The following is a 21,673-nucleotide window of genomic DNA, read 5'->3' as shown; positions in this document are numbered from 1 at the left end:
AGAGGTTGTCCATCTATGACACAGGGTGCTTCTTCTTTGAAAAGAGGAGGTAGAGGGGATTCAAAATTTAGATTTATAGGTTTTTTACAAAATGAAAATTAGCGAAAATTGGCTACGCACATGGGTAAACCCAGCCATCGATAGTGAAAAGCTATCCGATCAATTGACCATGTTGGGTCTTGAAGTGGATGACTTGTCTCCAGCAGCAAAGCCATTTACAGGTGTTGTTGTGGGCGAAGTCCTGACAGTTGAACAGCACCCTGATGCAGACCGTTTGCGTGTGACTACTGTGAACATTGGTTCAGGCGAGCCATTACAGATCGTTTGTGGTGCACCAAACGTACGCGCAGGTATGAAAGCACCTGTAGCGATGATTGGCGCAGTATTACCTGGCGATTTTAAAATTAAAAAAGGTAAATTGCGTGGTGTGGAATCACAGGGCATGCTCTGCGGTGCATCAGAAATTGACCTTGAAGATAAACTTGATGGTTTATTGGAATTACCTGCAGATGCACCAGTAGGTGTCAATGTTCGTGAATATCTTGACTTAGATGACAATGTCATCGACATCAGCATTACCCCAAACCGTGGTGACTGTTTTAGTATTCGTGGTATTGCCCGTGAAATTGCGGTAATTAACCAATTGGCTGTGAACACTCCTGAAATTCAGGCTGTGGCAGCAACCATTAGCGATGAAAAAACTGTGCAAAGCCTTACCGAAGGTTGCCCACGTTATTTAGGTCGTGTAATTAAAAATGTGAATACCAAAGCGGCTACACCAGAATGGATGGAACGCGCATTGGCACGCTCAGGGATTCGTCAGCACAGCATTTTGGTGGATATTACCAACTATGTGCTGATTGAACTGGGTCAGCCTATGCATGCCTTTGATGGTGCGAAAGTGCAAGGTGGTATTCAAGTTCGTATGGCGAATGCTGCAGAAAAACTGGTGCTTTTAAACGAACAAGAAGTTGAGTTGCAAGAAGATGTGATGGTGATTGCCGATGACGAAAAAGTCTTGGCGATGGCAGGCATTATGGGTGGCTTATCTTCTGCAGTCAGCGATGAAACCACAGAAATTTTCCTTGAATCTGCTTTCTTTGCACCGTTGCATATTGCGGGTCGTGCACGTCGTTTTGGCTTACATACCGACGCATCACAGCGTTATGAGCGTGGTGTAGATTTTGAATTGCCATTATTGGCCATGCATCGTGCATCACAGCTTATTGCTGAATTGGCCGGTGGTGAGTTTGGCCCAATTACAGTAGCAGAACAAGTGGCTCAATTGCCTACACGTTCTGCAATTGAATTGAATCAGGCACAGGTAGATCAATTGCTTGGTTATAGTGTCGATGCTGCATTCATTGCCGATGCCTTAAAACGTTTAGGCTGTGAAGTAACTGTTCAGGCAGAAGGTCAGTGGAGCGTCGTACCGCCATCACACCGTTTCGACATGGCGATTTATCAAGACCTGATTGAAGAAATCGCACGTATTCACGGTTATGACAATATCCAAATTAGTTTGCCTGTGATTGATGTGCAATTGGCGAAATATCAAGACCAATTTGAGGTTGGTCAATTACGTCAAACTGCAGTGACTTTGGGTTACCAAGAAGCGATTAGTTTTAGCTTTGCTGATGCAAAATTGGAAAAACAGCTCAACCCTGCAGTAAATCCGTTGGCATTGGCAAATCCAATTTCTAGTGATTTAGCTGTGATGCGTTCGACTTTATTGTCTAGTTTGATTCCATGTGTACAGTACAACGTGAATCGTCAGCAAAACCGTGTACGTTTCTTTGAATTAGGTCTACGTTTTGATTATCAAAATGCCAGCAGCATTCACGATTTAAAACAAATTCCAACCTTCGCCTTGATTGCGGTTGGTGCGAAAGCAGCAGAATCTTGGCATGCCAAAGCCCAGCCAATGGATTTCTTTGATTTCAAAGGGGATATCGAAGAAATTTTAGCTGCAGGTCGAGTGCAGGTAGAGTATGTGCGTTCTGAACGTGCATGGTTACACCCAGGTCAGTCAGCTGAAATTATGGTCAATGGTCAGTCTATTGGTTACTTCGGACGTTTACATCCATCTTTGGAAGATGAGTTGGATTTAGGCATTACTTGGGTGGCAGAGCTTGATCAAGCAGCAGTTTTGCAAACTTATGTATCTAATTTTACAGAATTATCACGTTTTCCATCGGTTAGACGTGATATTGCGCTTTTAATTAGTGATAAGATAAATGTAAGCGAAATTCAGCAACTTATTGAAAAAACAGGTGGAGCGCTGTTAGACTCAACTTGGTTATTCGATGTGTATACTGGACAAGGTGTTGAACAAGGCAAGCGTTCTTTAGCATTTGCGTTGTTGTGGCAACACCCAACACGTACACTTGAAGATGCTGAAATTAAATCTGGTATGGATAACATTCTGCAAGTGTTGGAAAACACTTACCAAGCGACATTGAGGGCTTCATGACAGCATTAACAAAAGCAGAAATGGCTGATCATTTAAGTGAGCTCACGAGTTTAAACCGCCGTGAAGCGAAACAAATGGTCGAGTTATTTTTTGATGAGATCAGCCAAGCACTGATCTCTGGCGAGCAAGTTAAACTTTCAGGGTTTGGCAACTTCGAGTTACGTGATAAACGTCAACGACCTGGTCGCAACCCGAAAACGGGCGAAGAAATTCCAATTTCAGCACGCCGTGTCGTCACATTCCGCGCAGGGCAGAAATTCCGCCAGCGTGTGGGAAATGAGCAGATCGATTGATCTGCTTTTTTTTATGTCTTAATTCTGCGTTAGATATTTAATACTTGTATTTGGTTTAGGCTGGCATCTAGCGTGAGTTGAAATACATTTAGCCTACTTTTTAAAATAATCTATAAAGAAGACCAATAGCTTAGATAGTCAATTGTCTCTGTAGTACATAATTAATAGATGATTTTACCTTGCCCAAAATGGATGGTAGCTTTAATAAACTTTGGAAAATATTCTGATTGAATTTCAAAGGTTTGACTAACATACTTGCAAGTGGGGTGGAACTGTTCTGATGCTTTAAAAAACCACGATTTGTATATTGTGTCCGTAATTTAAAACAGGCAATAAAAAAGAGAGCCAGAGGCTCTCTTTTTGTACTGCATAATCTAATCGATTATTGAGCAGCAGCTTCAGAAGCAGCAGCAGCAGCGTCTACAGCAGCGTCAGCAGCATCAGTTGCAGCAGCAGCAGCAGTGTCAGCAGCATCAGCAGCAGCGTCTACAGCAGCTTCAGCGCCAGAAGCAACTTCTACAGCAGCAGCGTCAGCAGCAGCTTCAGCTTCAGATGCAGCTACAACAGCTTCAGATGCAGCAGCGTTAGCGTCAGCAGCAGCTTCTTCAGTTTTTTTAGCACAACCAACGAAAGCTAAAGTAGTAGCAACTGCAGCAGCAATAGCGATTTTTTTGAATAACATGGCATCACTCTCTAAAATATGAGATTAAAAAAAACCGACGTTAGTCTGTTGTATGCTTTTATTATTCCTAAATTTGTTAGGCACTAACAACGCAGGCGCAGTCTAACTGGTCTGCGAATATGCTATCACTGCGCTTTTTGAATTGCTACTAGGTTGATTGAAAAAAAGGCAAAAAAACAGGAAAAATACGTGGTTTTTTAACAGAAAATAACAATCAATTTGTCAGTTTAGATTGGAGAGTTGCAAGGTAACTGGCTAAAAACTAAAAGTTTTTTACCAAATATTATTTTATAATCATTTACTTAAAAATAAGTTTACATATACCACGTGCAATTGTGTCTTTATGTAAACTCTGTCAACCAAATAAAAAAGCCATCGTTATAAGATGGCTTTTTTAAGGGTTCTGATATTTACAGATAATTAATTCGCAGCTTTACGCTTCATTTGATCAAAGAAATCATCATTGGTTTTGGTTTCTTTCATACGATCAAGCAAGAATTCCATTGCTGCCAATTCATCTTGTGTGTGTAAGAGTTTACGTAAAATCCAAACTTTACGTAAATTATCTTCGCTCATTAAGCGCTCTTCACGACGGGTGCCAGATTTCTTGATGTTCATGGCAGGGAAAACACGTTTTTCTGCAATGCGGCGGTCTAAAGTAATCTCTTGGTTACCTGTACCTTTAAACTCTTCGTAGATCACTTCGTCCATTTTACTACCTGTTTCAATCAGTGCAGTTGAAATAATGGTCAGTGAGCCACCTTCTTCAATATTACGTGCAGCACCAAAGAAGCGTTTTGGACGTTCTAGAGCATGTGCATCCACACCACCCGTCAATACTTTGCCTGAAGATGGTACAACAGTGTTATAGGCACGGGCTAAACGAGTGATCGAGTCGAGTAAAATAACGACATCTTTTTTATGTTCAACCAAGCGTTTGGCTTTTTCAATCACCATTTCCGCCACTTGAACGTGACGTGCAGGTGATTCATCAAAGGTTGATGCAATTACTTCACCACGAACGGTACGTTCCATTTCAGTCACTTCTTCTGGACGTTCGTCAATGAGAAGTACGATTAAGAACACTTCAGGGTTGTTGCGCACAATCGACTGAGCAATATTTTGCAGCAACATGGTTTTACCCGCTTTTGGCGGTGCCACAATAATAGAACGCTGACCTTTACCAATTGGTGCAACCAAATCTACCACACGTGCGGTTAAATCTTCTGTTGTACCATTACCCAATTCCATCACCAATTGTTCGGTTGGGAAGAGTGGGGTCAAGTTTTCAAATAAAATTTTATTACGTGAATTTTCTGGGGTGTCGTAGTTAATTTGGTTTACTTTAAGCAAAGCAAAATAACGTTCGCCTTCTTTTGGTGGGCGAATAGTCCCTGTAATGGTGTCACCTGTACGCAGGTTAAAGCGACGAATTTGTGAAGGACTCACGTAAATGTCATCTGGGCCAGCAAGGTATGAACCTGCAGCTGAGCGTAGGAAACCAAAACCATCTGACAGAATTTCTAGAACGCCATCACCAAAAATCTCTTCACCATTCATGGCATGGCGCTTTAAGATGGCAAAAATAATGTCTTGCTTACGGTTACGTGCCATTCCTTCAAGGCCCATAAACTCGGCAATCTTGATGAGTTCGCCAATCGGTTTTTTCTTGAGTTCGGTTAAGTTCATAGAGGTTCTGATAGAATAAAAATTCTGGGGTACAGGTTAGAGAGGGAGCAACATTTAGCCGCATTCATACAATAAAATGAAAGCAATTGTATTTGCACAATAACGATTCAGAGCACTGATTCATTGTTTGATTGAAAAATGTGAAAAACAATTTCTGTTGCCGAGCGGCATTTTTGTGTTGTGTCTTTTAAGAAAGCGGATGGAAGATCCTATGTTTCTTGAGCATGCAATATAAGAGAGAAACGGGAGTTTGTCAATTTATAGGCAAAAAAAATACGCCAACAGAGAGCGTATTTTTTTATTCATGATCTGTAAAACAGACTTAGATATTTTCATCAATAAATGCAGTCAATTTAGATTTTGGTGCTGCACCAACTTGTTGCGCAACAACTTCACCATTTTTGAACATAAGTAATGCTGGAATATTGCGGATGTTGTAGTTCACAGCAGTTTGTTCGCAAGAAGTCACATCCACTTTCACAATTTTTACTTTGCCTTGATATTCGTCTGCAAGTACTTCAAGTACTGGTGCAATTGCTTTACATGGCGCACACCAGCCAGCCCAGAAGTCAACCAATACAGGAGTATCTGATTGAAGAACATCTGCTTCGAAGTTTGCATCAGTGGTGTTTACGATGTTGCCAGACATGGATTACGCTCCAAATAATTTTTAAAAATAGCTATACCAATTAGTATTACATAGCCATCTTGAACAAAGTAGGGGGGATCTTTGGATTTTCCATCCAAAATACAAATTTGTCTAATTGATCCTCACGATCACGACAATTCTGTAACACAATTGTCATATATGCAGAATTTTTAAATAGTCGTCAAATTGTGCTGATAAATGGCTTTTAAATTAGGTGTATGTGAATTACTCTAGGCACAATTCTGTCTAGGTTTGTTTGAAGAATGTCTGATTTTTTAATTGATGAAGAGTTACTCGCAGCCATCGATATGGGGTCGAATAGTTTCCACTTAGCCATTGCGCGGGTGGATCATGGTGAAGTAAAAAAAGTGGCATCAATGTCAGAAAAAGTGCAGTTGGCCGCTGGTTTAGATGAAAACAAGAATTTAACCGAAGCAGCACAACAACGTGGTTTGGCATGTTTAGCACGTTTTGTTGGGCGTTTAACTGCGGTACAGTCAAACCGTTTGCGTATTGTTGCCACCAATGCTTTGCGTCAGGCCAAAAACGGACATGAGTTTATTCAAAAAGCTGCAGAAATTTTGCCTAAGCCAATTGAGATTATTGCAGGGCGTGAAGAAGCGCGCTTAATTTATTTGGGTGTATCACACACCATGGCCAATAGTGGTCGTCGTTTAGTGATTGATATTGGTGGTGGTTCGACAGAATTAATTATTGGCGAAGAGTTTGAGCCAATTCACACCGAATCTTTACAAATGGGCTGTGTGGCCTATACCAAAGCCTATTTTGCCGATGGTGAAATTAGCAAAAGCAGTTTTGAAAAAGCAGTGGTAGCGGCACGTAAAGAGCTGTATTCAATTGCCAATACCTATAAAGAAGCAGGTTGGGATACCGTTGCAGGCTCGAGCGGCACCATTAAGGCATGTCGCCAAATTACCGTGAATATGGGTTGGAGCAATGAGCAGGAAAATCTCACCCGTGAAGGTTTGGAAAAACTCAAAGACCGTTTACTTAAGTTTAAGCACGTATCAGAAATGGAGTTTGATGGTTTAAAAGAAGACCGTCGAGCAGTTTTGCCAGCAGGTTTGGCCATTTTATATGCTGTGTTTGATGTTTTAAATATTGATAAACTGGTTTACTCAGACGGTGCTTTGCGTGAAGGGGTAATGTACGACTTGCTTGGCCGTTTCCAGCATGAAGACATTCGTGACCGTAGTGTACAAGCCTTAATGGGGCGTTATAACTCAGACCCTAAACAAGCGGGTCGGGTGGTAAAAACAGCACAGCATTTGTTTGATAGCGTTGCTGAAGCTTTAAAATTAAATAATGAAGATAGTGACTTATTGCGTCGTGCGGCATACTTACATGAAATTGGTTTAGCCATCAGTCATAGCAGTTATCATCGTCATGGTGCATATTTATTGCAACATTCGGACATTCCGGGTTTCTCGCAAATTGACCAAAACTATCTCTCACATTTGGTTTCCAATCATCGCAGAAAATTGCGTCAAGACGCGAAAACAGAAGCGCTGAAAGCCGGTGGCAATAAAATTGTCTATTTAATTTTGCTACTGCGCCTTGCAGTTTTGGTCAACGCAAGTCGTAGCGATGCGATGCTTCCTGCCATTGAATTAAGCATCCGCAATGCGCAACAATGGCAGCTCAGCGTGTCGGGTGATGCCAAACAATGGCCATTGCTTGTCGCTGAATTGCACGATGAACAAGTGCAATTCAAGAATTGGGACATTGAATTGAATATTCAGTCGGAACAATTTGTCGATTAAGATTTGGTTAATTTAGGGATAACAGTCGACTTATGAAAAAAGCTGCTCAATCTAAGGCATGGAAAACCGTGCAAATTGCACGTCATCCTGAACGTCCGCAATTTCTAGACTATGTGGGTGAAATTTTCACTGAATTTGATGCCTTGCATGGTGATCGTTTATTTGGTGATGATGGTGCAATGATCGGTGGATTGGCACGCTTTGATGGTCAGCCTGTCATGGTGATAGGTCAGCATCGTGGTCGCAGTACCCGTGAAAAATTACAGCACAACTTTGGTATGTGTAACCCAGAAGGCTACCGTAAAGCACAACGCCTCATGGATATGGCAGAGCGTTTTAATCTGCCTGTGTTCACTTTTGTAGATACAATGGGTGCGTACCCAGGTGTAGGTGCAGAAGAACGTGGTCAGGCCGAAGCAATTGCAACTAGTTTGGCGCAACTGTCAAACTTAAAAGTGCCAGTGATTGCCACAGTATTAGGCGAGGGCGGTTCGGGTGGTGCTTTGGGCATTGGCGTGGCAGATCGCGTAGTGATGTTGTCGCACAGTATTTACTCTGTCATTTCACCAGAAGGTTGTGCTTCTATTCTGTGGAAAACTGCTGAAAAAGCAGAGCAGGCCAGTGAAGCATTGGCACTGACTGCAGAAAAACTGCAAAAGATTGGTATTGTAGAATACGTGGTTGATGAAGGTGAAGGTGCACACTTACAGCCTGAACAAGTGATGCAAAGTCTGAAAGCTGTATTAAAAGAAGCTTTGGGTGAATTGCAAGCAATGGATGCAACACAACGATGCGAAGAACGTTACCAACGTTTAATGAAGTTTGGCAGCGACAATTTAGGTCTAGCGTCTTAAGTCAGTTACAGACTTTTCCTGCACAGACAAAATTTTTAATTGGATGTAGTGGTGGCATGGATTCCATGTTGCTACTGCATCTTTTGTCGTTTTTGTGCCCAGAAAAAGTACGGGCGATTTATATTGATCATCAATTGCAGAGTCCGAGTGCTGCATGGGGTGAATTGGTGCAAACCACCTGTCACAGTTTAAACGTACCGTGTGCGCTACAAAAAGTCAGTGTGGCTGAGGGTAATTTGGAAAATCAGGCACGTCAGGCTCGCTATCATGCATATATGCAGTATTTGGATGCCAACGAAGTTCTAGTATTGGCACATCATCAACAAGATCAGGCTGAAACAGTGCTGTTGCGCTTGCTTTCAGGAACGGGCGTACACGGACTTGCTGCAATGCAAGCCATCGATGTTCGTGAAAATTTGACCATTTGGCGACCATTGTTAGATGTTTCTCGTGAGCAAATTTGCCAATGGAGTGCTGTGTTAAAGCTAGATTATGTACAAGACCCCAGCAATCAGGATGTGCATTATGATCGGGCTTGGTCGAGAGAAATCTTGTGGCCTATATTGCAACAGCGTTTTCCTAAAATGCAGCAAGCTGTCACACGAACCGCAAGTTTGATGCAAGATGCTGAGAAAATTTTGGCTGAAGTCTTAGCACAAGATTTGGCCGCTTGTGGTACAGATTCGCAGCTAAATTTGATTCAGTTGCAACAATTGTCTTTGCCACGACAACGTCAGCTATTATCGGCATGGATGAAAGGACAAGCGCAATATCGTCCAAGTTTTGATATGGTCGAGCGTTTGCAGCGAGAAGTGATTCTGGCCAAAGCCGATGCGCAAGCGGCGTTACATTGTCAAGATTATTATTATCTGCGTTATCAGCAACAATTATTCCGTTTGCCTAAAGCAGAGTATTTAGCTGCGGAACACTTTGAAGCGGTAGAGCAGGATTTATTGTTGCAGGCAGATCAGCCTTTTCAGCTTTGGTCGGGTTGTTATCAATTGCAGCCAGCAAAAGTTGGTTTATGTTCAAGTTTATTAAATAAAACCCTAACTTTGCGCCCACGTTTGGGGGGCGAAAAAATCCATTTATATGGGCGGGTAGGGGCTTGGCCGCTGAAAAAAGCCATTCAGGAAGCACAAATTTTTCCGTGGACACGTCATACAATTCAAATATTAAGCCTAGATAATGTTATGCTAGGCGTCTTTAGCCCCAAAGGCTTTTGGCTTGCACAGTCGGACTATTGTGTCGCAGATGGATGGCAACCGAATTTAGTCTCTTAACGAATAAAGAACTCAACGAAGAGCGTGGATCATGAGTGCAGTATTGAATTGTAATATTAGTTTTATTGGCGGTGGCAACATGGCACAGGCCTTAATTGGCGGTTTGATTGCCAGAGGTTTACCGCCAACACGTATTACAGTTTCAGACCCTGTAGAGCAAGTACGTCAGCTTCTGCAAGAAAAAGATGTACATGTGACTGACGATAATCTAGCCGCAATTGCAGAGGCAGATATTGTCGTCTTTGCCGTAAAACCACAAGTTTTGGCACAGGTGTTACGTCCATTACAGGGGCAATTTGCAGATAAATTAGTGATCTCGATTGTTGCAGGTGCAGAAATTTCAACGATTGCGAATTTATTGGGTACTGAGCGTGTGGTACGTGTCATGCCAAATACCCCTGCTTTGGTACAAACTGGCGCACATGGTTTATATGCAACTGAGTATGTAGATGCCAAAGATCGTGAATTGGCCAGTCAGGTTTTGGCTGCGACAGGTTTAACGATTTGGGTAAACTCAGAAGCTCAAATTGATGCAGTGACTGCAGTATCAGGTTCTGGCCCAGCGTATTTCTTCTATATGATGGAAAGTATGATTCGTGCAGGTAAAAACTTAGGCTTAGATGAAAAAGTTGCTACAGCACTTACTTTGCAAACAGCATTGGGTGCCGCACAAATGGCAATTACCAGTTCGAATACGCCTGCAGAATTACGTAAAAATGTGACTTCACCAAATGGCACTACGCAGGCGGCAATAGAAGTATTTGACCATGCGCAAATTTCACAAAATATTCAGGCAGCATTGGCTGCTGCAAAAATGCGCAGTCAAGAATTGGCACAAGAGTTAAGCGACAGCATTTAATAATTGAAAAACAACGAATTTAAATTTAGGAAAGTTCAAGTATGGGTGCAAATTCTGCGCTAATTTTTGGCATTATCATTAACGTAGCAATTTTGCTCGTCTTCTTCCGTTTCTTAATGCAGTTGGCTGCGGTTAGCCCATATAACCCTGTGGTGCTTTCAACCATCAAAGCCACTAAAATTGTAGATGTATTTGGTCGTATATTTCCAACTGTAGCCAAAGGTCGGGTTAATTCAGCTGCCTTAGCTTTGTTAGTGGTGCTGTATTTACTTAAAATTTTTGGGGTGATGTATCTGAATGGGGCTATGCCGAACAGTCCGATTCACTTGTTGATTCTGACTTTTGTGACCATGATTCAGGATTTAATCCGTTTCTGTCGCTATCTGATTTTTGCGACTATTATTTTAAGTTGGGTGGTCATGTTTACCCAGTCTCGTGGGCCTTATATTGAAGTGATTCAAGAGTTGGCAGAGCCGTTGTTAGCACCATTCCGTCGTTTATTGCCGAACATGGGCATGATTGATTTATCACCAATCATTGCATTTTTAGCTTTATATATTGCTGAAATTATTATGAATCAGGTGGCGATTGTGCTACTGACAGGTTTGTAAACATCTCTAGATCATTAGATATCAAAAAGGTGAATGATGTATTCACCTTTTTTAATGCTTAGATCAGCATCTGAAAATAAAAGCCTCGAAACTCGAGACTTTTATTTATTTTTCTTGATTTTAAAAGAGTGCAAAAAGGGTATCGGTTACTGATTTATAGTAACTCAATTGCTACAGCAGTTGCTTCGCCGCCGCCAATACATAAAGCCGCTACACCACGCTTACCACCTGTACGTTTCAGTGCATGAATTAAAGTCAGAATGATGCGTGAGCCAGTCGAACCTACAGGGTGACCAAGTGCGCAGGCACCACCGTTGATATTTACTTTTTCAGGATCTAGTTTGAATTCATCCATTGGGCACATGGTGACCATAGCAAAAGCTTCATTAATTTCCCATAAATCTACATCTTGCGCATTCCAGCTTGCTCGGTCCAATACTTTCTGAATTGCACCAATTGGGGCAATGGTGAATTCTGAAGGATGTTGTGAGTTGGTTGCATAGGCCACAATTTTTGCCATAGGCTTTAACCCTTTGGCGGCTGCATGTTCAGCAGAAGTGAGTACGAGTGCCGATGCACCATCCGAAATTGAACTGGCATTTGCAGCAGTAATACTGCCATCTTTAGCGAAGGCAGGACGAAGTGTTGGAATTTTTTCAATATTGGCATTAAAAGGTTGTTCATCTTTATCTACAATGACATCGCCTTTACGTGTTGTAACTGTCACAGGGACGATTTCATCAGCAAAATAGCCTTCATTGACCGCAGTTTGTGCACGTTTGAGTGAGCGAATCGCAAAGTCATCCATTTGTTGGCGCGTGTAACCTTTGCTATTTGCCATATCTTGTGCGAATGAGCCCATCAAACGACCTGTTTCAGCATCTTCAAGGCCATCTAAGAACATGTGGTCTTTCACATCACCATGTCCCATACGGTAGCCAGCACGTGCTTTGGTCAGTACATAAGGTGCATTACTCATTGACTCCATGCCACCTGCGACAATGATTGAGGCAGAACCTGCTTTGATTGCATCGGCAGCTTGCATGACAGCTTTCATTCCAGAACCACAGAGTTTGTTAATGGTGACCGCACCTGTAGAATCTGGTAAGCCTGCTTGACGCATCGCCTGACGGGCAGGGCCTTGCTTTAAACCCGCAGGCAGGACGCAGCCCATAATGACTTCATCGATTTCTGTTGCTTGTACCCCCGCACGTTGAATGGCCGCTTGAATACTTGCCGCACCTAATTCTGGTGCAGTCACATTGGCTAAACTGCCTTGAAAGCCACCCATTGCAGTGCGTGCACCATTTATAATAACGATATCCGTCATTTTATTCTCCCAATTTATATGTGCTTTTGTCTAAATTGAATTCCAAGCAGGAATAGATCACTTCTGCAGTATAGGCAAAAAAAGATAAGAATAAAGTGACAATGTAAAGATCGTTTAGACTGCTGAGTTAACATATATTGATGTCTTCTGCTCGGGTTTGCCCCATTTTACTGAGTACTAAGCGTTTGCTTGTAAGGTGAGTGGAGCAGTAAAAGAAGCTACCATTTGAGCCGATCGGCAAACCTTGTTGAGCATTTAAAGTCACACTAGGAATGTTTAAAGTTCCACGCCAATCCAAGGTTCCGTATTTAAGTGCAGTTTTTTCTGTATAAAGAATGTATTCACTGTCGTCAATTTGGCGGTTTCGATTACGATCCATAAAGATCAAAAAACCAGTATTCCAGTTTTGCTTGCTACATTGAACAAAGTTTTGTGTAGGACAAATCACTACATTGCTGTGATGGGTGAAGGCATGAGAGCGTGCTATTTTCACGCTGGACTGTAATGAATACTGAATTCGTTTGAGTTCTTGTTCTGCCATCAGCTGATGAAAATGTGGCAGGGCAATCATGACTAAAATCGCACTAATCGCTAACGTGACGATCAATTCAAACAGCGTGAAGCCGTTTTTTCTTACATTCGACATAAGTCTTTACCTGTTATTGTTATGTTTTTTATGATTAATCTGAGTAATTTGTTGTTTTATAGTGCTTTATCTGCTGTGTATAATAATTACTAAACAACTTCTCTAGAAAGTGTTAAAATAAACAGCAAGAAAGATAGGCTATTCGCCACAAATAATTGAGTAGAAAGTTACCGAATTACAACGGAAATTGTAAGTAATTTTGTCAATAATTTACTTGATTAAAATTATCAAGCACTTGGAAAAGTAATAAAGTGTTTGTATGATTCAAAGTGACTAGCTTAAAAATAATACTGGGGTATAAGAAAGCCTATCTCAGGGTAGTCGAAAATTTAGGCTTGAGCTTGAACAACAATTGTTATCTCTGGAGGATAAATCCATGAAAATGAGTCGTATTGCATTAGCAATGCTCGTAGCTGCTCCTTTAGCTGCTGCAAACGCGGGCGTAACTGTTACCCCATTAATGCTTGGTTATACTATGTTTGATACACAGCATAACAATGGTGGTAATGATGGTAGTTTAACAAGTAGCGTAGAGCTTGATGATGACCTGTTCGTTGGTGCAGCACTTGGTGTTGAGCTTACTCCTTGGTTAGGTTTTGAAGCTGAATATAGCCAAATCAAAGGTGATGCCAGCAACGGTGGTGAATACAAGGGTCAAAATATCGCAGGTAACTTCTATGCGACTTCTGATCTAATCACTAAAAACTACGACAGCAAAATCAAGCCATACGTATTGTTAGGTGCTGGTCACTATAAATATGACGTAGAAGGCGCTAATGGTGTAGGTTATATCCGTGATGGTGAAGAAGGTACTTTAGGTAATGCTGGTGTTGGTGCGTTCTTCCGTTTGAACGATGCTTTATCTCTTCGTACTGAAGCACGTGGTACTTACCACTTTGATGAGCAATTCTGGAACTACACAGCTTTAGCTGGTCTTAACGTTGTTCTTGGTGGTCACTTGAAGCCAGCTGCTCCTGTAGTAGAAGTTGCTCCAGTTGAAACAGTTGCTCCAGTTCAACCAGCTCCACAAGAGTTGACTGAAGACCTGAACATGGAACTTCGTGTGTTCTTTGATACTAGCAAATCAAACATCAAAGATCAGTACAAGCCAGAAATCGCTAAAGTTGCTGAGAAGTTAGTTGAATATCCAAACGCTACTGCTCGCATCGAAGGTCACACTGACAACACTGGTCCACGTGCACTGAACGAACGTTTATCTTTAGCGCGTGCGAACTCTGTTAAATCTTCACTTGTAAACGAATACAATGTAGATCCAGCTCGCTTGTCTACTCAAGGTTTCGCTTGGGATCAACCGATTGCTGACAACAACACTAAAGAAGGTCGTGCTATGAACCGTCGTGTATTCGCGACGATCACTGGCAGCCGTACAGTGACTGTTGAACAACAAGCTCAATAATTTGAGTTAAGTTGAAAAAAACGACTCTTAGGAGTCGTTTTTTTATGCTTATTTTTTATGGAATGTATGGATTAGATATTGTGTAAAATTATTTACACTTAATACGATTAAAAATATTGTAAAACTATGATTTTTTGAATAAAGAGCAAATAAGATGGAGTCTGATTGTGCTTAATATGTCGGCTTGTTGAATCGTAAACTAAGTCGAATTTTTATAGCGAGTTTATCGGCAACTCATTTGGAAACTCTTAAGCGTTGCCCCAGATCAAACTTCTGAAACAAGATACATGGACTGGATGTCTATCAGCCAATCAAGGCGTTGTTTAGCAATTATAAAAATAAACATTGAGCAATTTGTGGCATGATATTTCATCGTATTAACAATAACGAAAGTGCTTTAAAATAAAATTTGTCTTAAATTTGCAGCATAAAAAAACAGCCAAATGTTGGCTGTTTTTAGAATCATGGATTCTCAAATGAAGCATAACAGAAGAAGATTTATTTTAGTCATGATCAGGGTGTAGTGGTTTCACATCCATATCCTGATATGCAATCAGTTTGGTTTTGTGTTTCCATTTATAGCTTAACCAAATGACCAAGAACAAAAGAATACCAATATAAGTCGATAAAACAGAGAGCCATTTACCTTCAAGCACTGCTTGGTAGTTTTGCCCTAATACGACAATTGTACACAAAATAAAGGCAAACCATGGTGCAAAAGGAAAGAATTTAGCGCGGTAATCTAAATCTTCAAGTTTGTGGCCTTGTGCTAGATAGCCTTTACGGAAGCGGTAATGTGATACAGCAATCCCGAGCCAAACGATAAACCCACACATGCCTGACATATTCAGGAGCCAGTTAAATACTTGTTTCTCACCAATAAATGTTGTTAAAAAGCATAGTGCAGCGATTGCTGTTGTGGCATACAGTGCATTCATAGGGACACCACGAGCATCCAAGCGGGCAAAAGCTTTTGGTGCACTGCCTTTACGTGCCATATCAAATAGCATACGGGTAGAGGAATACATGCCTGAGTTACCAGCAGATAAAATAGCCGTTAAAATCACTGCATTCATAACACTTGCTGCAAAAGCAAAACCTGCCTGTTCATACAGTAAAGTAAAAGGAGAAAGGGCGATATTATCAGTCGCTGCTGCTTGGAGTAAACGAGGGTCATCGTAGGCAATGAGTGTGCCGATGATGAAAATACAGACGATATAAAATAATAAGATGCGCCAGAAAATTTGTTTAATTGCAATTGGAATGGTCTTTTTGGGATTTTTAGATTCGCCCGCTGCAACTCCGACCATTTCGGTGCCTTGGAAAGAGAATCCTGCAATCATCGCTACACCAATCAGGGCAGATAATCCACCGACAAATGGAGCTTCACCTTTGCTCCAATTGGCGAAAGTAGCGACATCTGGAGTCAGCATGATTTTTACAATCATGAATATACCAATGATGATGAAGGCGACAATCGCAAGGACTTTGACCAGCGAGAAGAAAAATTCTGATTCACCAAATCCTTTTACGGTTAATGCATTAATTCCAAATACAACCGCTAGAAATAACGCACTCCAATAGAAACCAGGAATATCTGGAAACCAGAATTTCATAATGAATTGTACCGCTACTAATTCAAATGCAACCGTAATGGCCCAGTTGTACCAATAGTTCCAGCCTAGCGCAAAACCGAAACCACCTTCGACATATTTACTGCCATAGGTAAAGAACGCGCCTGAAGTTGGATTATGCGTTGCAAGTTCGCCTAGACTGGTCATCAAGAAATAAATCATCACACCAATGAGTGCATAGGCCAGTAATGCACCGCCTGGGCCTGCATTAGCGATGGTTGCACCCGAGGCAAGGAACAAACCTGTACCAATCGAGCCACCAATGGCAATCATGTTTAAATGACGTGCACCGAGTTTACGCTGTAACTGTCGATTGTTTTGAGTTTCGCTCATCATGCATCCTTCGTATTTTTTTGTGTACTGGCAAACAGTACTTTAAAGCCTTGTTGATCTGCCTTGATTGTGCATTGACCAAAACTTTGTTCAATTAATAGCGGGTAATTCAAAAAGCGGTTGGCTACAATCCAAAGTTCACCACCCGATTTCAAATGACGACGTGAAGTTTTACATAGGGTTTCACTGGCATCGTAATCGGTCTGAATACCTTGATGAAATGGGGGATTGCTGACAATGGCATGTAAAAACAGCGGGGCATCCTGAATGCCTGTCACCGCTTTAATTTCAAGTTGTTGAGGATTGAGCTGATTTTGTTCAAACGTCATTTGTGTAGATGCTAAAGCAAAGGCATCGACATCGAGCGCAAAAATTCGGTTTTCAGGATTTAACGTCGCTAAATAAGCACTGATGACCCCAGCACCACAGCCAAAATCTGCAATTTTTCCAGACGTCACCTGACTTAAATAAGGCAAGAGAACTGCAGTACCGACATCTAAATGCTTTTGGCTAAATACGCCTGGTAGCGCACAAATTTGTAAGTCACCTTTTGGTGTGCTGATGTTATAGCGTTGTGCCCAGTCAGACAGTGCTTTAGCCTGAACATTTTGTTCTAAAATCAGCTGCCAAAGTTGGCAATGGCGTGCGCTATCAAGTTTGAGCATTTTGCCATAAGGCTGTAACTGTTTGGCTGCGCGCTCAACCCCCCCTTTCTTTTCGCCCACCAAAAATATGCTACTGCCCACTTTGAGTTGGGCCGCAACATTATGAATTAAATAATTCAGTAATTCTTTGGATTTGGGTACGAAAATAACTGCTTGATCAAACTCGGCAGCAGGAAACTCTGCACCAAAATGCACTTGAGCCTGCTGATTTTGAAAGTATTGATAGTCGTTGAAATTCCATGTCCAGACAGAGGCTTGGATTGAGTCACCCAATTCTGCGAGGAGTTGATCGGTAGGGGCATTGATCAGTAGAACACGACCAGACAAATAGTCATATTGTCTGAGTAAAACTTCGCTTTGGGGGTTCATGGTTCTCTCTCCAATAGAAAAACACTGTCTAAGTTCAGCTCAGACAGTGTTTTTTGGACATGCAATTACTTTTTGGTTTCAGGAAGCACAATATTTAAAATGAGTGCTGCAATACCGCCTGTGGCAACGCCTGAGCTGAAAATATTACGGAATAATTCAGGTAAGTGTTCCAAAATTTGTGGCACTTGTGCAACACCTAAGCCTAAGCCAAGAGAAATTGCAATAATCAGTAAGGCACGACGATCTAGCTGTACCCCTGAAAGAATGTTGATACCTGAAGCTGCGACAGCACCAAACATCACCATTACAGCACCACCTAGAACTGCTTGAGGTACTGCCTGAATCACGCCTGCAACTGCAGGAAGTAGACCTAAAATAATCAGCAGTGCTGCAATCCAAATTCCTACATAACGGCTGGCAACGCCTGTCAGTTGAATTACACCATTGTTTTGGGCAAACACCGAACTTGGGAAAGTATTGAAAATACCTGCCAAGAATGAGTTGGCACCATTCACCAATACACCACCTTTGATACGCTGCATCCATTGCGGGCCATCTACAGGTTGATTGGAAAGTTTGGATGTTGCGGTGATGTCACCAATTGCTTCCAGTGAAGTCACCAAATAAATAAAGGCCAAAGGAATGAACAGACTCCAAGAGAAATCTAGTCCAAAATGCATAGGTGTAGGAACTTGTATCAGTGGCGCATCTTTCAAGCCTGAAAAGTCTAAATGACCCATCATGCCTGCCAGTGCATAACCAATCACCAAGGCAATTAAAATAGCAGAGCTTTTAATCCAGGTGATATTGATACGGTTCAAAATAATAATGATGGCTAAGACCGTACACGACATAATCAGGTTGTCAGTATTGGCAAAAGTATTATTGCTCATGGCTTGATAGCCACCGCCCATACTGATGAGGCCTTCTTTAATAAGGGTTAGACCAATTAACAGCACCACAATGCCAGTAACCAGTGGTGTGATCAGTTTTTTGACCCACGGCAAAATTTGGGACACGCCCATTTCAATAAATGAGCCTGCGATCACGACACCAAAAATTGCCGCCATGACTGACTCAACAGGTGTACCTGCTGCGACCATGGCAGAGCCGATCCCAATAATGGGGCCAATAAAGTTAAAACTGGTACCTTGCACAATGAGTAAGCCAGCACCAAAAGGGCCAACTTTTTTACATTGTAAAAAGGTCGCGATGCCTGAAATGACCAAAGACATCGACAAAATCATGTTGGTATCTTCTTTTGAAACACCCAAAGCCAAGCAAATCAGCAAGCCAGGTGTAACAATCGGTACAATAATCGCCAATAAATGCTGGAATGCGGCTAAAAAAGCGATAAGTGGTTTTGGACGGTCATTCAGACCATAGACCAGATCAAGTTGGTCTTTTGGGGAGGGAGATTGGTTAAAATCAGACATAAGTCGTAAAGATATTGCAAAAGTGGCGCTATTCTAATCGAGTTACACAGCTTTACAAAATCAAAAGCGTGTTACTCATCAAAAAAAATTGTGTGTGTCAATAAAGTGTCACTATAAAACTTTAGTATTTTTCTGTATAATTTGCCCTCAAATTTATAGCGTATTGAATTTACATGTCAGATATTAAAACTCTCCGCAACATCGCAATTATTGCGCACGTTGACCACGGTAAAACAACTCTTGTGGATAAACTTTTACAACAATCGGGTGCACTCGGTGAACGAGCGGGCGAGATTGAGCGTGTCATGGATTCAGGCGCTATTGAAAGTGAACGTGGTATTACCATTCTTGCAAAAAACACAGCAATCAAATGGTTAGATAAACGTACTGATACTGAATACCGTATCAATATTGTCGACACCCCAGGACACGCCGACTTCGGTGGTGAAGTTGAACGTGTAATGTCGATGGTTGACTGCGTATTACTTCTTGTAGACTCTCAAGAAGGCCCAATGCCACAAACTCGCTTTGTAACGCAAAAAGCCTTTGCACGTGGTTTGAAGCCAATCGTAATCATCAACAAGGTAGATAAGCCAAACGCACGTCCAGACTGGGTAATTGATCAAGTATTTGACTTGTTTGATAACTTGGGTGCAACTGATGACCAATTAGACTTCCCAATCGTATATGCATCAGGCTTACGTGGTGTTGCTGGTCCTGCACCAGACGAATTAGCGGAAGATATGACACCGTTATTTGAAACAATTGTTGATATTGTTGAGCCACCAGCAGTTGATGTTGATGGTCCATTCCAAATGCAAGTCTCTTCACTTGACTATAACAGCTTCGTAGGTGTTATTGGTGTTGGTCGTATTCAACGTGGTTCAGTGAAATTAAATACACCTGTAACCGTGATTGACCAAGAAGGTAAAACACGTAACGGTCGTATCTTAAAAATCATGGGTTACCATGGTTTAGAGCGTGTTGATGTTGAATCTGCTTCTGCAGGCGACATCGTATGTGTAACAGGTATGGACGAACTGCATATTTCTGACACGATTTGTGATCCGAAAAATGTAGAAGCTTTACCACCGCTTTCTGTAGACGAACCAACAGTATCGATGACATTCCAAGTGAATAACTCACCGTTTGCAGGTAAAGAAGGTAAATTCGTGACTTCACGTAACATTCGTGAACGTTTAGACCGCGAATTAATTCACAACGTTGCACTTCGTGTAGAAGATACTGACAGTCCTGACCGTTTCAAAGTATCAGGCCGTGGTGAACTTCACCTTTCAGTATTGATTGAAAACATGCGTCGTGAAGGCTTCGAGATGGGTGTATCTCGTCCACAAGTGATCTTGAAAGAGATCGATGGCGAAATGCAAGAACCATACGAAAACGTGACTTTTGACGTAGAAGAACAGCACCAAGGCGCTGTGATGGAACAAATGGGTAACCGTAAAGGTGAGATGACCAATATGGAAGTAGACGGTAAAGGCCGTATCCGTATTGAAGCAACTGTACCTTCACGTGGCTTAATTGGTTTCCGTTCTGAATTCATGACCATGACTTCAGGTACCGGTATCATGACTTCAAGCTTCTCGCACTATGGTCCAATGAAAGCAGGTCAAGTTGCGAAACGTCAAAACGGTGTGTTGATTTCTATGGTTCAAGGTACTTGCTTGGGCTATGCATTGTTCAGCTTACAAGACCGTGGTCGTTTATTCGCTAAACCTCAGTTAGAAGTTTACGAAGGTATGATCGTAGGGATTAACTCTCGTTCAGACGACATGGTGGTTAACCCAACTAAAGCGAAACAGTTAACTAACGTACGTGCTTCTGGTACAGATGATGCATTAACACTAGTGCCTGCAATTGAATTCACGCTTGAACAAGCACTTGAATTTATTGAAGATGACGAGCTAGTTGAAGTAACACCAAAATCAATTCGTATTCGTAAGCGTTGGTTGACAGAAAACGAACGTAAACGTAACCGTGATAAATAATAAAATATCCTGATCTAAAAACCGCTAAATTCGTTTAGCGGTTTTTTTATGCCCAAAGGTTTAAACACAAATTCAATATTGACCAAACTTTAAAATTACACAATGCTATAACGACACGTGCAATTTGTAACATAATATAATGTATACTGCGTCACAAAATAACGCTTAAAAAATACTGGAGAGTCGTATGAGCATTATTCAAGAATTTAAAGAATTTGCCATTAAAGGCAATATGATGGATTTGGCGGTTGGTGTCATCATTGGTGGTGCTTTTGGTAAGATTATTGATTCATTGGTCAAAGATGTGATCATGCCGCTTATTTCATGGGTGCTCGGTGGTGATGTCGACTTTACCAACAAGTTCCTGATTTTGGGTGATAATCCAAATAATATTCAAACCTTAACTGCGGCACAGGAAGCTGGTTTAAATATTTTTCATTACGGTAACTTCATGACCATTTTGATTAACTTCATTCTATTGGCATGGGTAGTGTTCTGGTTAGTGAAGTTAATGAACAAAATGCGCCGTAACCAAGAAGAAGAGCCAGCTCCAGAAGCAACACCAGAAGATATTGAATTATTACGTGAAATTCGTGATGAATTGAAAAAACGTCAATAATTTTAATCCTTAGATGAAGCAAAAAAACGGTGCAAGAT

The 21,673-nt window shown here is 41.5% G+C and carries 18 protein-coding genes; 10 read left to right on the top strand and 8 right to left on the bottom strand.

The annotated features are described in order from the left end of the window. Nucleotides 1-91 precede the first annotated feature (91 nt). Nucleotides 92-2,473 (top strand): phenylalanine--tRNA ligase subunit beta, encoded by a 2,382-nt coding sequence (gene pheT / locus HHA43_RS05670; protein ID WP_168542022.1) that lies wholly within the window; start codon nt 92-94, stop codon nt 2,471-2,473. Further along, nucleotides 2,470-2,766, top strand: a complete 297-nt coding sequence (locus HHA43_RS05665) for an integration host factor subunit alpha (protein ID WP_004649746.1) — start codon at nt 2,470-2,472, stop codon at nt 2,764-2,766. The genes pheT and HHA43_RS05665 overlap by 4 nt, the downstream gene beginning before the upstream one ends. A 382-nt stretch (nt 2,767-3,148) precedes the next feature. On the opposite strand, the gene HHA43_RS05660 is transcribed toward HHA43_RS05665, so the two are convergent. From HHA43_RS05660 to trxA, 3 genes are all read right to left on the bottom strand, one after another. Then, on the bottom strand, nt 3,149-3,448 hold the full coding sequence (locus HHA43_RS05660; RefSeq protein WP_167846239.1) for a hypothetical protein: 300 nt from the start codon (nt 3,446-3,448) through the stop codon (nt 3,149-3,151). 420 nt (nt 3,449-3,868) lie between these two features. Beyond that, entirely contained in the window at nt 3,869-5,137 is a 1,269-nt protein-coding gene (gene rho, locus HHA43_RS05655) for a transcription termination factor Rho (protein ID WP_004975162.1), read from the bottom strand. 322 nt (nt 5,138-5,459) lie between these two features. After that, nucleotides 5,460-5,786 (bottom strand): thioredoxin, encoded by a 327-nt coding sequence (gene trxA / locus HHA43_RS05650; protein WP_004975164.1) that lies wholly within the window; start codon nt 5,784-5,786, stop codon nt 5,460-5,462. Nucleotides 5,787-6,049: 263 nt separating this feature from the next. Between trxA and ppx the strand changes: the two genes are divergently transcribed. The 5 genes from ppx to HHA43_RS05625 are packed head-to-tail and all read left to right on the top strand — an operon-like array spanning nt 6,050 to nt 11,177. Then, entirely contained in the window at nt 6,050-7,570 is a 1,521-nt protein-coding gene (gene ppx / locus HHA43_RS05645) for an exopolyphosphatase (RefSeq protein ID WP_168542020.1), read from the top strand. Between the two features lie 32 nt (nt 7,571-7,602). Beyond that, complete coding sequence (locus HHA43_RS05640; protein ID WP_168418106.1) at nt 7,603-8,424, top strand: acetyl-CoA carboxylase carboxyltransferase subunit alpha; 822 nt, start codon at nt 7,603-7,605, stop codon at nt 8,422-8,424. After that, nucleotides 8,361-9,707 carry a tRNA lysidine(34) synthetase TilS gene (tilS, locus tag HHA43_RS05635; protein WP_168542018.1) on the top strand — a complete coding sequence of 449 codons (1,347 nt, stop codon included), beginning with the start codon at nt 8,361-8,363 and terminating at the stop codon, nt 9,705-9,707. Before HHA43_RS05640 ends, tilS begins: the two co-directional genes overlap by 64 nt. Before the next feature lie 31 nt (nt 9,708-9,738). After that, nucleotides 9,739-10,566, top strand: a complete 828-nt coding sequence (proC, locus tag HHA43_RS05630; RefSeq protein ID WP_168418108.1) for a pyrroline-5-carboxylate reductase — start codon at nt 9,739-9,741, stop codon at nt 10,564-10,566. Between the two features lie 41 nt (nt 10,567-10,607). Continuing rightward, a complete protein-coding gene (locus HHA43_RS05625; RefSeq protein WP_104852451.1) occupies nt 10,608-11,177 on the top strand; it encodes a YggT family protein in 570 nt (189 codons plus the stop codon). Nucleotides 11,178-11,331: 154 nt separating this feature from the next. Here the strand turns inward: HHA43_RS05625 and HHA43_RS05620 are convergent, their stop codons facing one another. Continuing rightward, a complete protein-coding gene (locus tag HHA43_RS05620; protein WP_168542016.1) occupies nt 11,332-12,507 on the bottom strand; it encodes a thiolase family protein in 1,176 nt (391 codons plus the stop codon). 127 nt (nt 12,508-12,634) lie between these two features. Then, a complete protein-coding gene (locus tag HHA43_RS05615) occupies nt 12,635-13,153 on the bottom strand; it encodes a GspH/FimT family pseudopilin (protein WP_168542014.1) in 519 nt (172 codons plus the stop codon). 376 nt (nt 13,154-13,529) lie between these two features. Here HHA43_RS05615 and omp38 point away from each other — a divergent pair, with 376 nt between their 5' ends. After that, nucleotides 13,530-14,570: an outer membrane protein Omp38 gene (gene omp38, locus HHA43_RS05610; protein WP_168542012.1), complete on the top strand. Its 1,041-nt coding sequence runs from the start codon at nt 13,530-13,532 to the stop codon at nt 14,568-14,570. A 503-nt stretch (nt 14,571-15,073) separates the two neighbouring features. Here the strand turns inward: omp38 and HHA43_RS05605 are convergent. The 3 genes from HHA43_RS05605 to HHA43_RS05595 all read right to left on the bottom strand — a co-directional run bounded on the left by HHA43_RS05605 (nt 15,074) and on the right by HHA43_RS05595 (nt 19,007). Continuing rightward, nucleotides 15,074-16,537 (bottom strand): amino acid permease, encoded by a 1,464-nt coding sequence (locus HHA43_RS05605; protein ID WP_168542010.1) that lies wholly within the window; start codon nt 16,535-16,537, stop codon nt 15,074-15,076. After that, nucleotides 16,537-17,571, bottom strand: coding sequence for a methyltransferase (locus HHA43_RS05600; RefSeq protein WP_168542008.1), 1,035 nt, complete (start codon nt 17,569-17,571; stop codon nt 16,537-16,539). Before HHA43_RS05600 ends, HHA43_RS05605 begins: the two co-directional genes overlap by 1 nt. Nucleotides 17,572-17,636: 65 nt before the next feature. Next, nucleotides 17,637-19,007 (bottom strand): uracil-xanthine permease family protein, encoded by a 1,371-nt coding sequence (locus HHA43_RS05595; protein ID WP_168542006.1) that lies wholly within the window; start codon nt 19,005-19,007, stop codon nt 17,637-17,639. Between the two features lie 173 nt (nt 19,008-19,180). Here HHA43_RS05595 and typA point away from each other — a divergent pair, with 173 nt between their 5' ends. Beyond that, entirely contained in the window at nt 19,181-21,016 is a 1,836-nt protein-coding gene (gene typA, locus HHA43_RS05590) for a translational GTPase TypA (RefSeq protein WP_131260727.1), read from the top strand. A gap of 187 nt (nt 21,017-21,203) precedes the next feature. Beyond that, nucleotides 21,204-21,635 (top strand): large conductance mechanosensitive channel protein MscL, encoded by a 432-nt coding sequence (mscL, locus tag HHA43_RS05585; protein WP_131260726.1) that lies wholly within the window; start codon nt 21,204-21,206, stop codon nt 21,633-21,635. Nucleotides 21,636-21,673: the final 38 nt, after the last annotated feature.

This window comes from Acinetobacter sp. A2 (genome assembly GCF_012371325.1).
In the GTDB taxonomy this organism is placed as follows: domain Bacteria; phylum Pseudomonadota; class Gammaproteobacteria; order Pseudomonadales; family Moraxellaceae; genus Acinetobacter.
The sequence above is the reverse complement of the archived record's forward strand: the minus strand, read 5'-3'. Positions and strand labels throughout refer to the sequence as shown.

What these genes read in the sequence shown, in the direction of transcription:
- HHA43_RS05615 (WP_168542014.1), bottom strand. Translation starts at nt 13,153, where the DNA reads ATGTCGAATGTAAGAAAAAACGGCTTCACGCTGTTTGAATTGATCGTC.
- rho (WP_004975162.1), bottom strand. Translation starts at nt 5,137, where the DNA reads ATGAACTTAACCGAACTCAAGAAAAAACCGATTGGCGAACTCATCAAG.
- trxA (WP_004975164.1), bottom strand. Translation starts at nt 5,786, where the DNA reads ATGTCTGGCAACATCGTAAACACCACTGATGCAAACTTCGAAGCAGAT.
- HHA43_RS05595 (WP_168542006.1), bottom strand. Translation starts at nt 19,007, where the DNA reads ATGTCTGATTTTAACCAATCTCCCTCCCCAAAAGACCAACTTGATCTG.
- HHA43_RS05660 (WP_167846239.1), bottom strand. Translation starts at nt 3,448, where the DNA reads ATGTTATTCAAAAAAATCGCTATTGCTGCTGCAGTTGCTACTACTTTA.
- HHA43_RS05600 (WP_168542008.1), bottom strand. Translation starts at nt 17,571, where the DNA reads ATGAACCCCCAAAGCGAAGTTTTACTCAGACAATATGACTATTTGTCT.
- HHA43_RS05620 (WP_168542016.1), bottom strand. Translation starts at nt 12,507, where the DNA reads ATGACGGATATCGTTATTATAAATGGTGCACGCACTGCAATGGGTGGC.
- typA (WP_131260727.1), top strand. Translation starts at nt 19,181, where the DNA reads ATGTCAGATATTAAAACTCTCCGCAACATCGCAATTATTGCGCACGTT.
- pheT (WP_168542022.1), top strand. Translation starts at nt 92, where the DNA reads ATGAAAATTAGCGAAAATTGGCTACGCACATGGGTAAACCCAGCCATC.
- ppx (WP_168542020.1), top strand. Translation starts at nt 6,050, where the DNA reads ATGTCTGATTTTTTAATTGATGAAGAGTTACTCGCAGCCATCGATATG.
- omp38 (WP_168542012.1), top strand. Translation starts at nt 13,530, where the DNA reads ATGAAAATGAGTCGTATTGCATTAGCAATGCTCGTAGCTGCTCCTTTA.
- HHA43_RS05625 (WP_104852451.1), top strand. Translation starts at nt 10,608, where the DNA reads ATGGGTGCAAATTCTGCGCTAATTTTTGGCATTATCATTAACGTAGCA.
- HHA43_RS05640 (WP_168418106.1), top strand. Translation starts at nt 7,603, where the DNA reads ATGAAAAAAGCTGCTCAATCTAAGGCATGGAAAACCGTGCAAATTGCA.
- tilS (WP_168542018.1), top strand. Translation starts at nt 8,361, where the DNA reads ATGCGAAGAACGTTACCAACGTTTAATGAAGTTTGGCAGCGACAATTT.
- HHA43_RS05605 (WP_168542010.1), bottom strand. Translation starts at nt 16,537, where the DNA reads ATGAGCGAAACTCAAAACAATCGACAGTTACAGCGTAAACTCGGTGCA.
- mscL (WP_131260726.1), top strand. Translation starts at nt 21,204, where the DNA reads ATGAGCATTATTCAAGAATTTAAAGAATTTGCCATTAAAGGCAATATG.
- HHA43_RS05665 (WP_004649746.1), top strand. Translation starts at nt 2,470, where the DNA reads ATGACAGCATTAACAAAAGCAGAAATGGCTGATCATTTAAGTGAGCTC.
- proC (WP_168418108.1), top strand. Translation starts at nt 9,739, where the DNA reads ATGAGTGCAGTATTGAATTGTAATATTAGTTTTATTGGCGGTGGCAAC.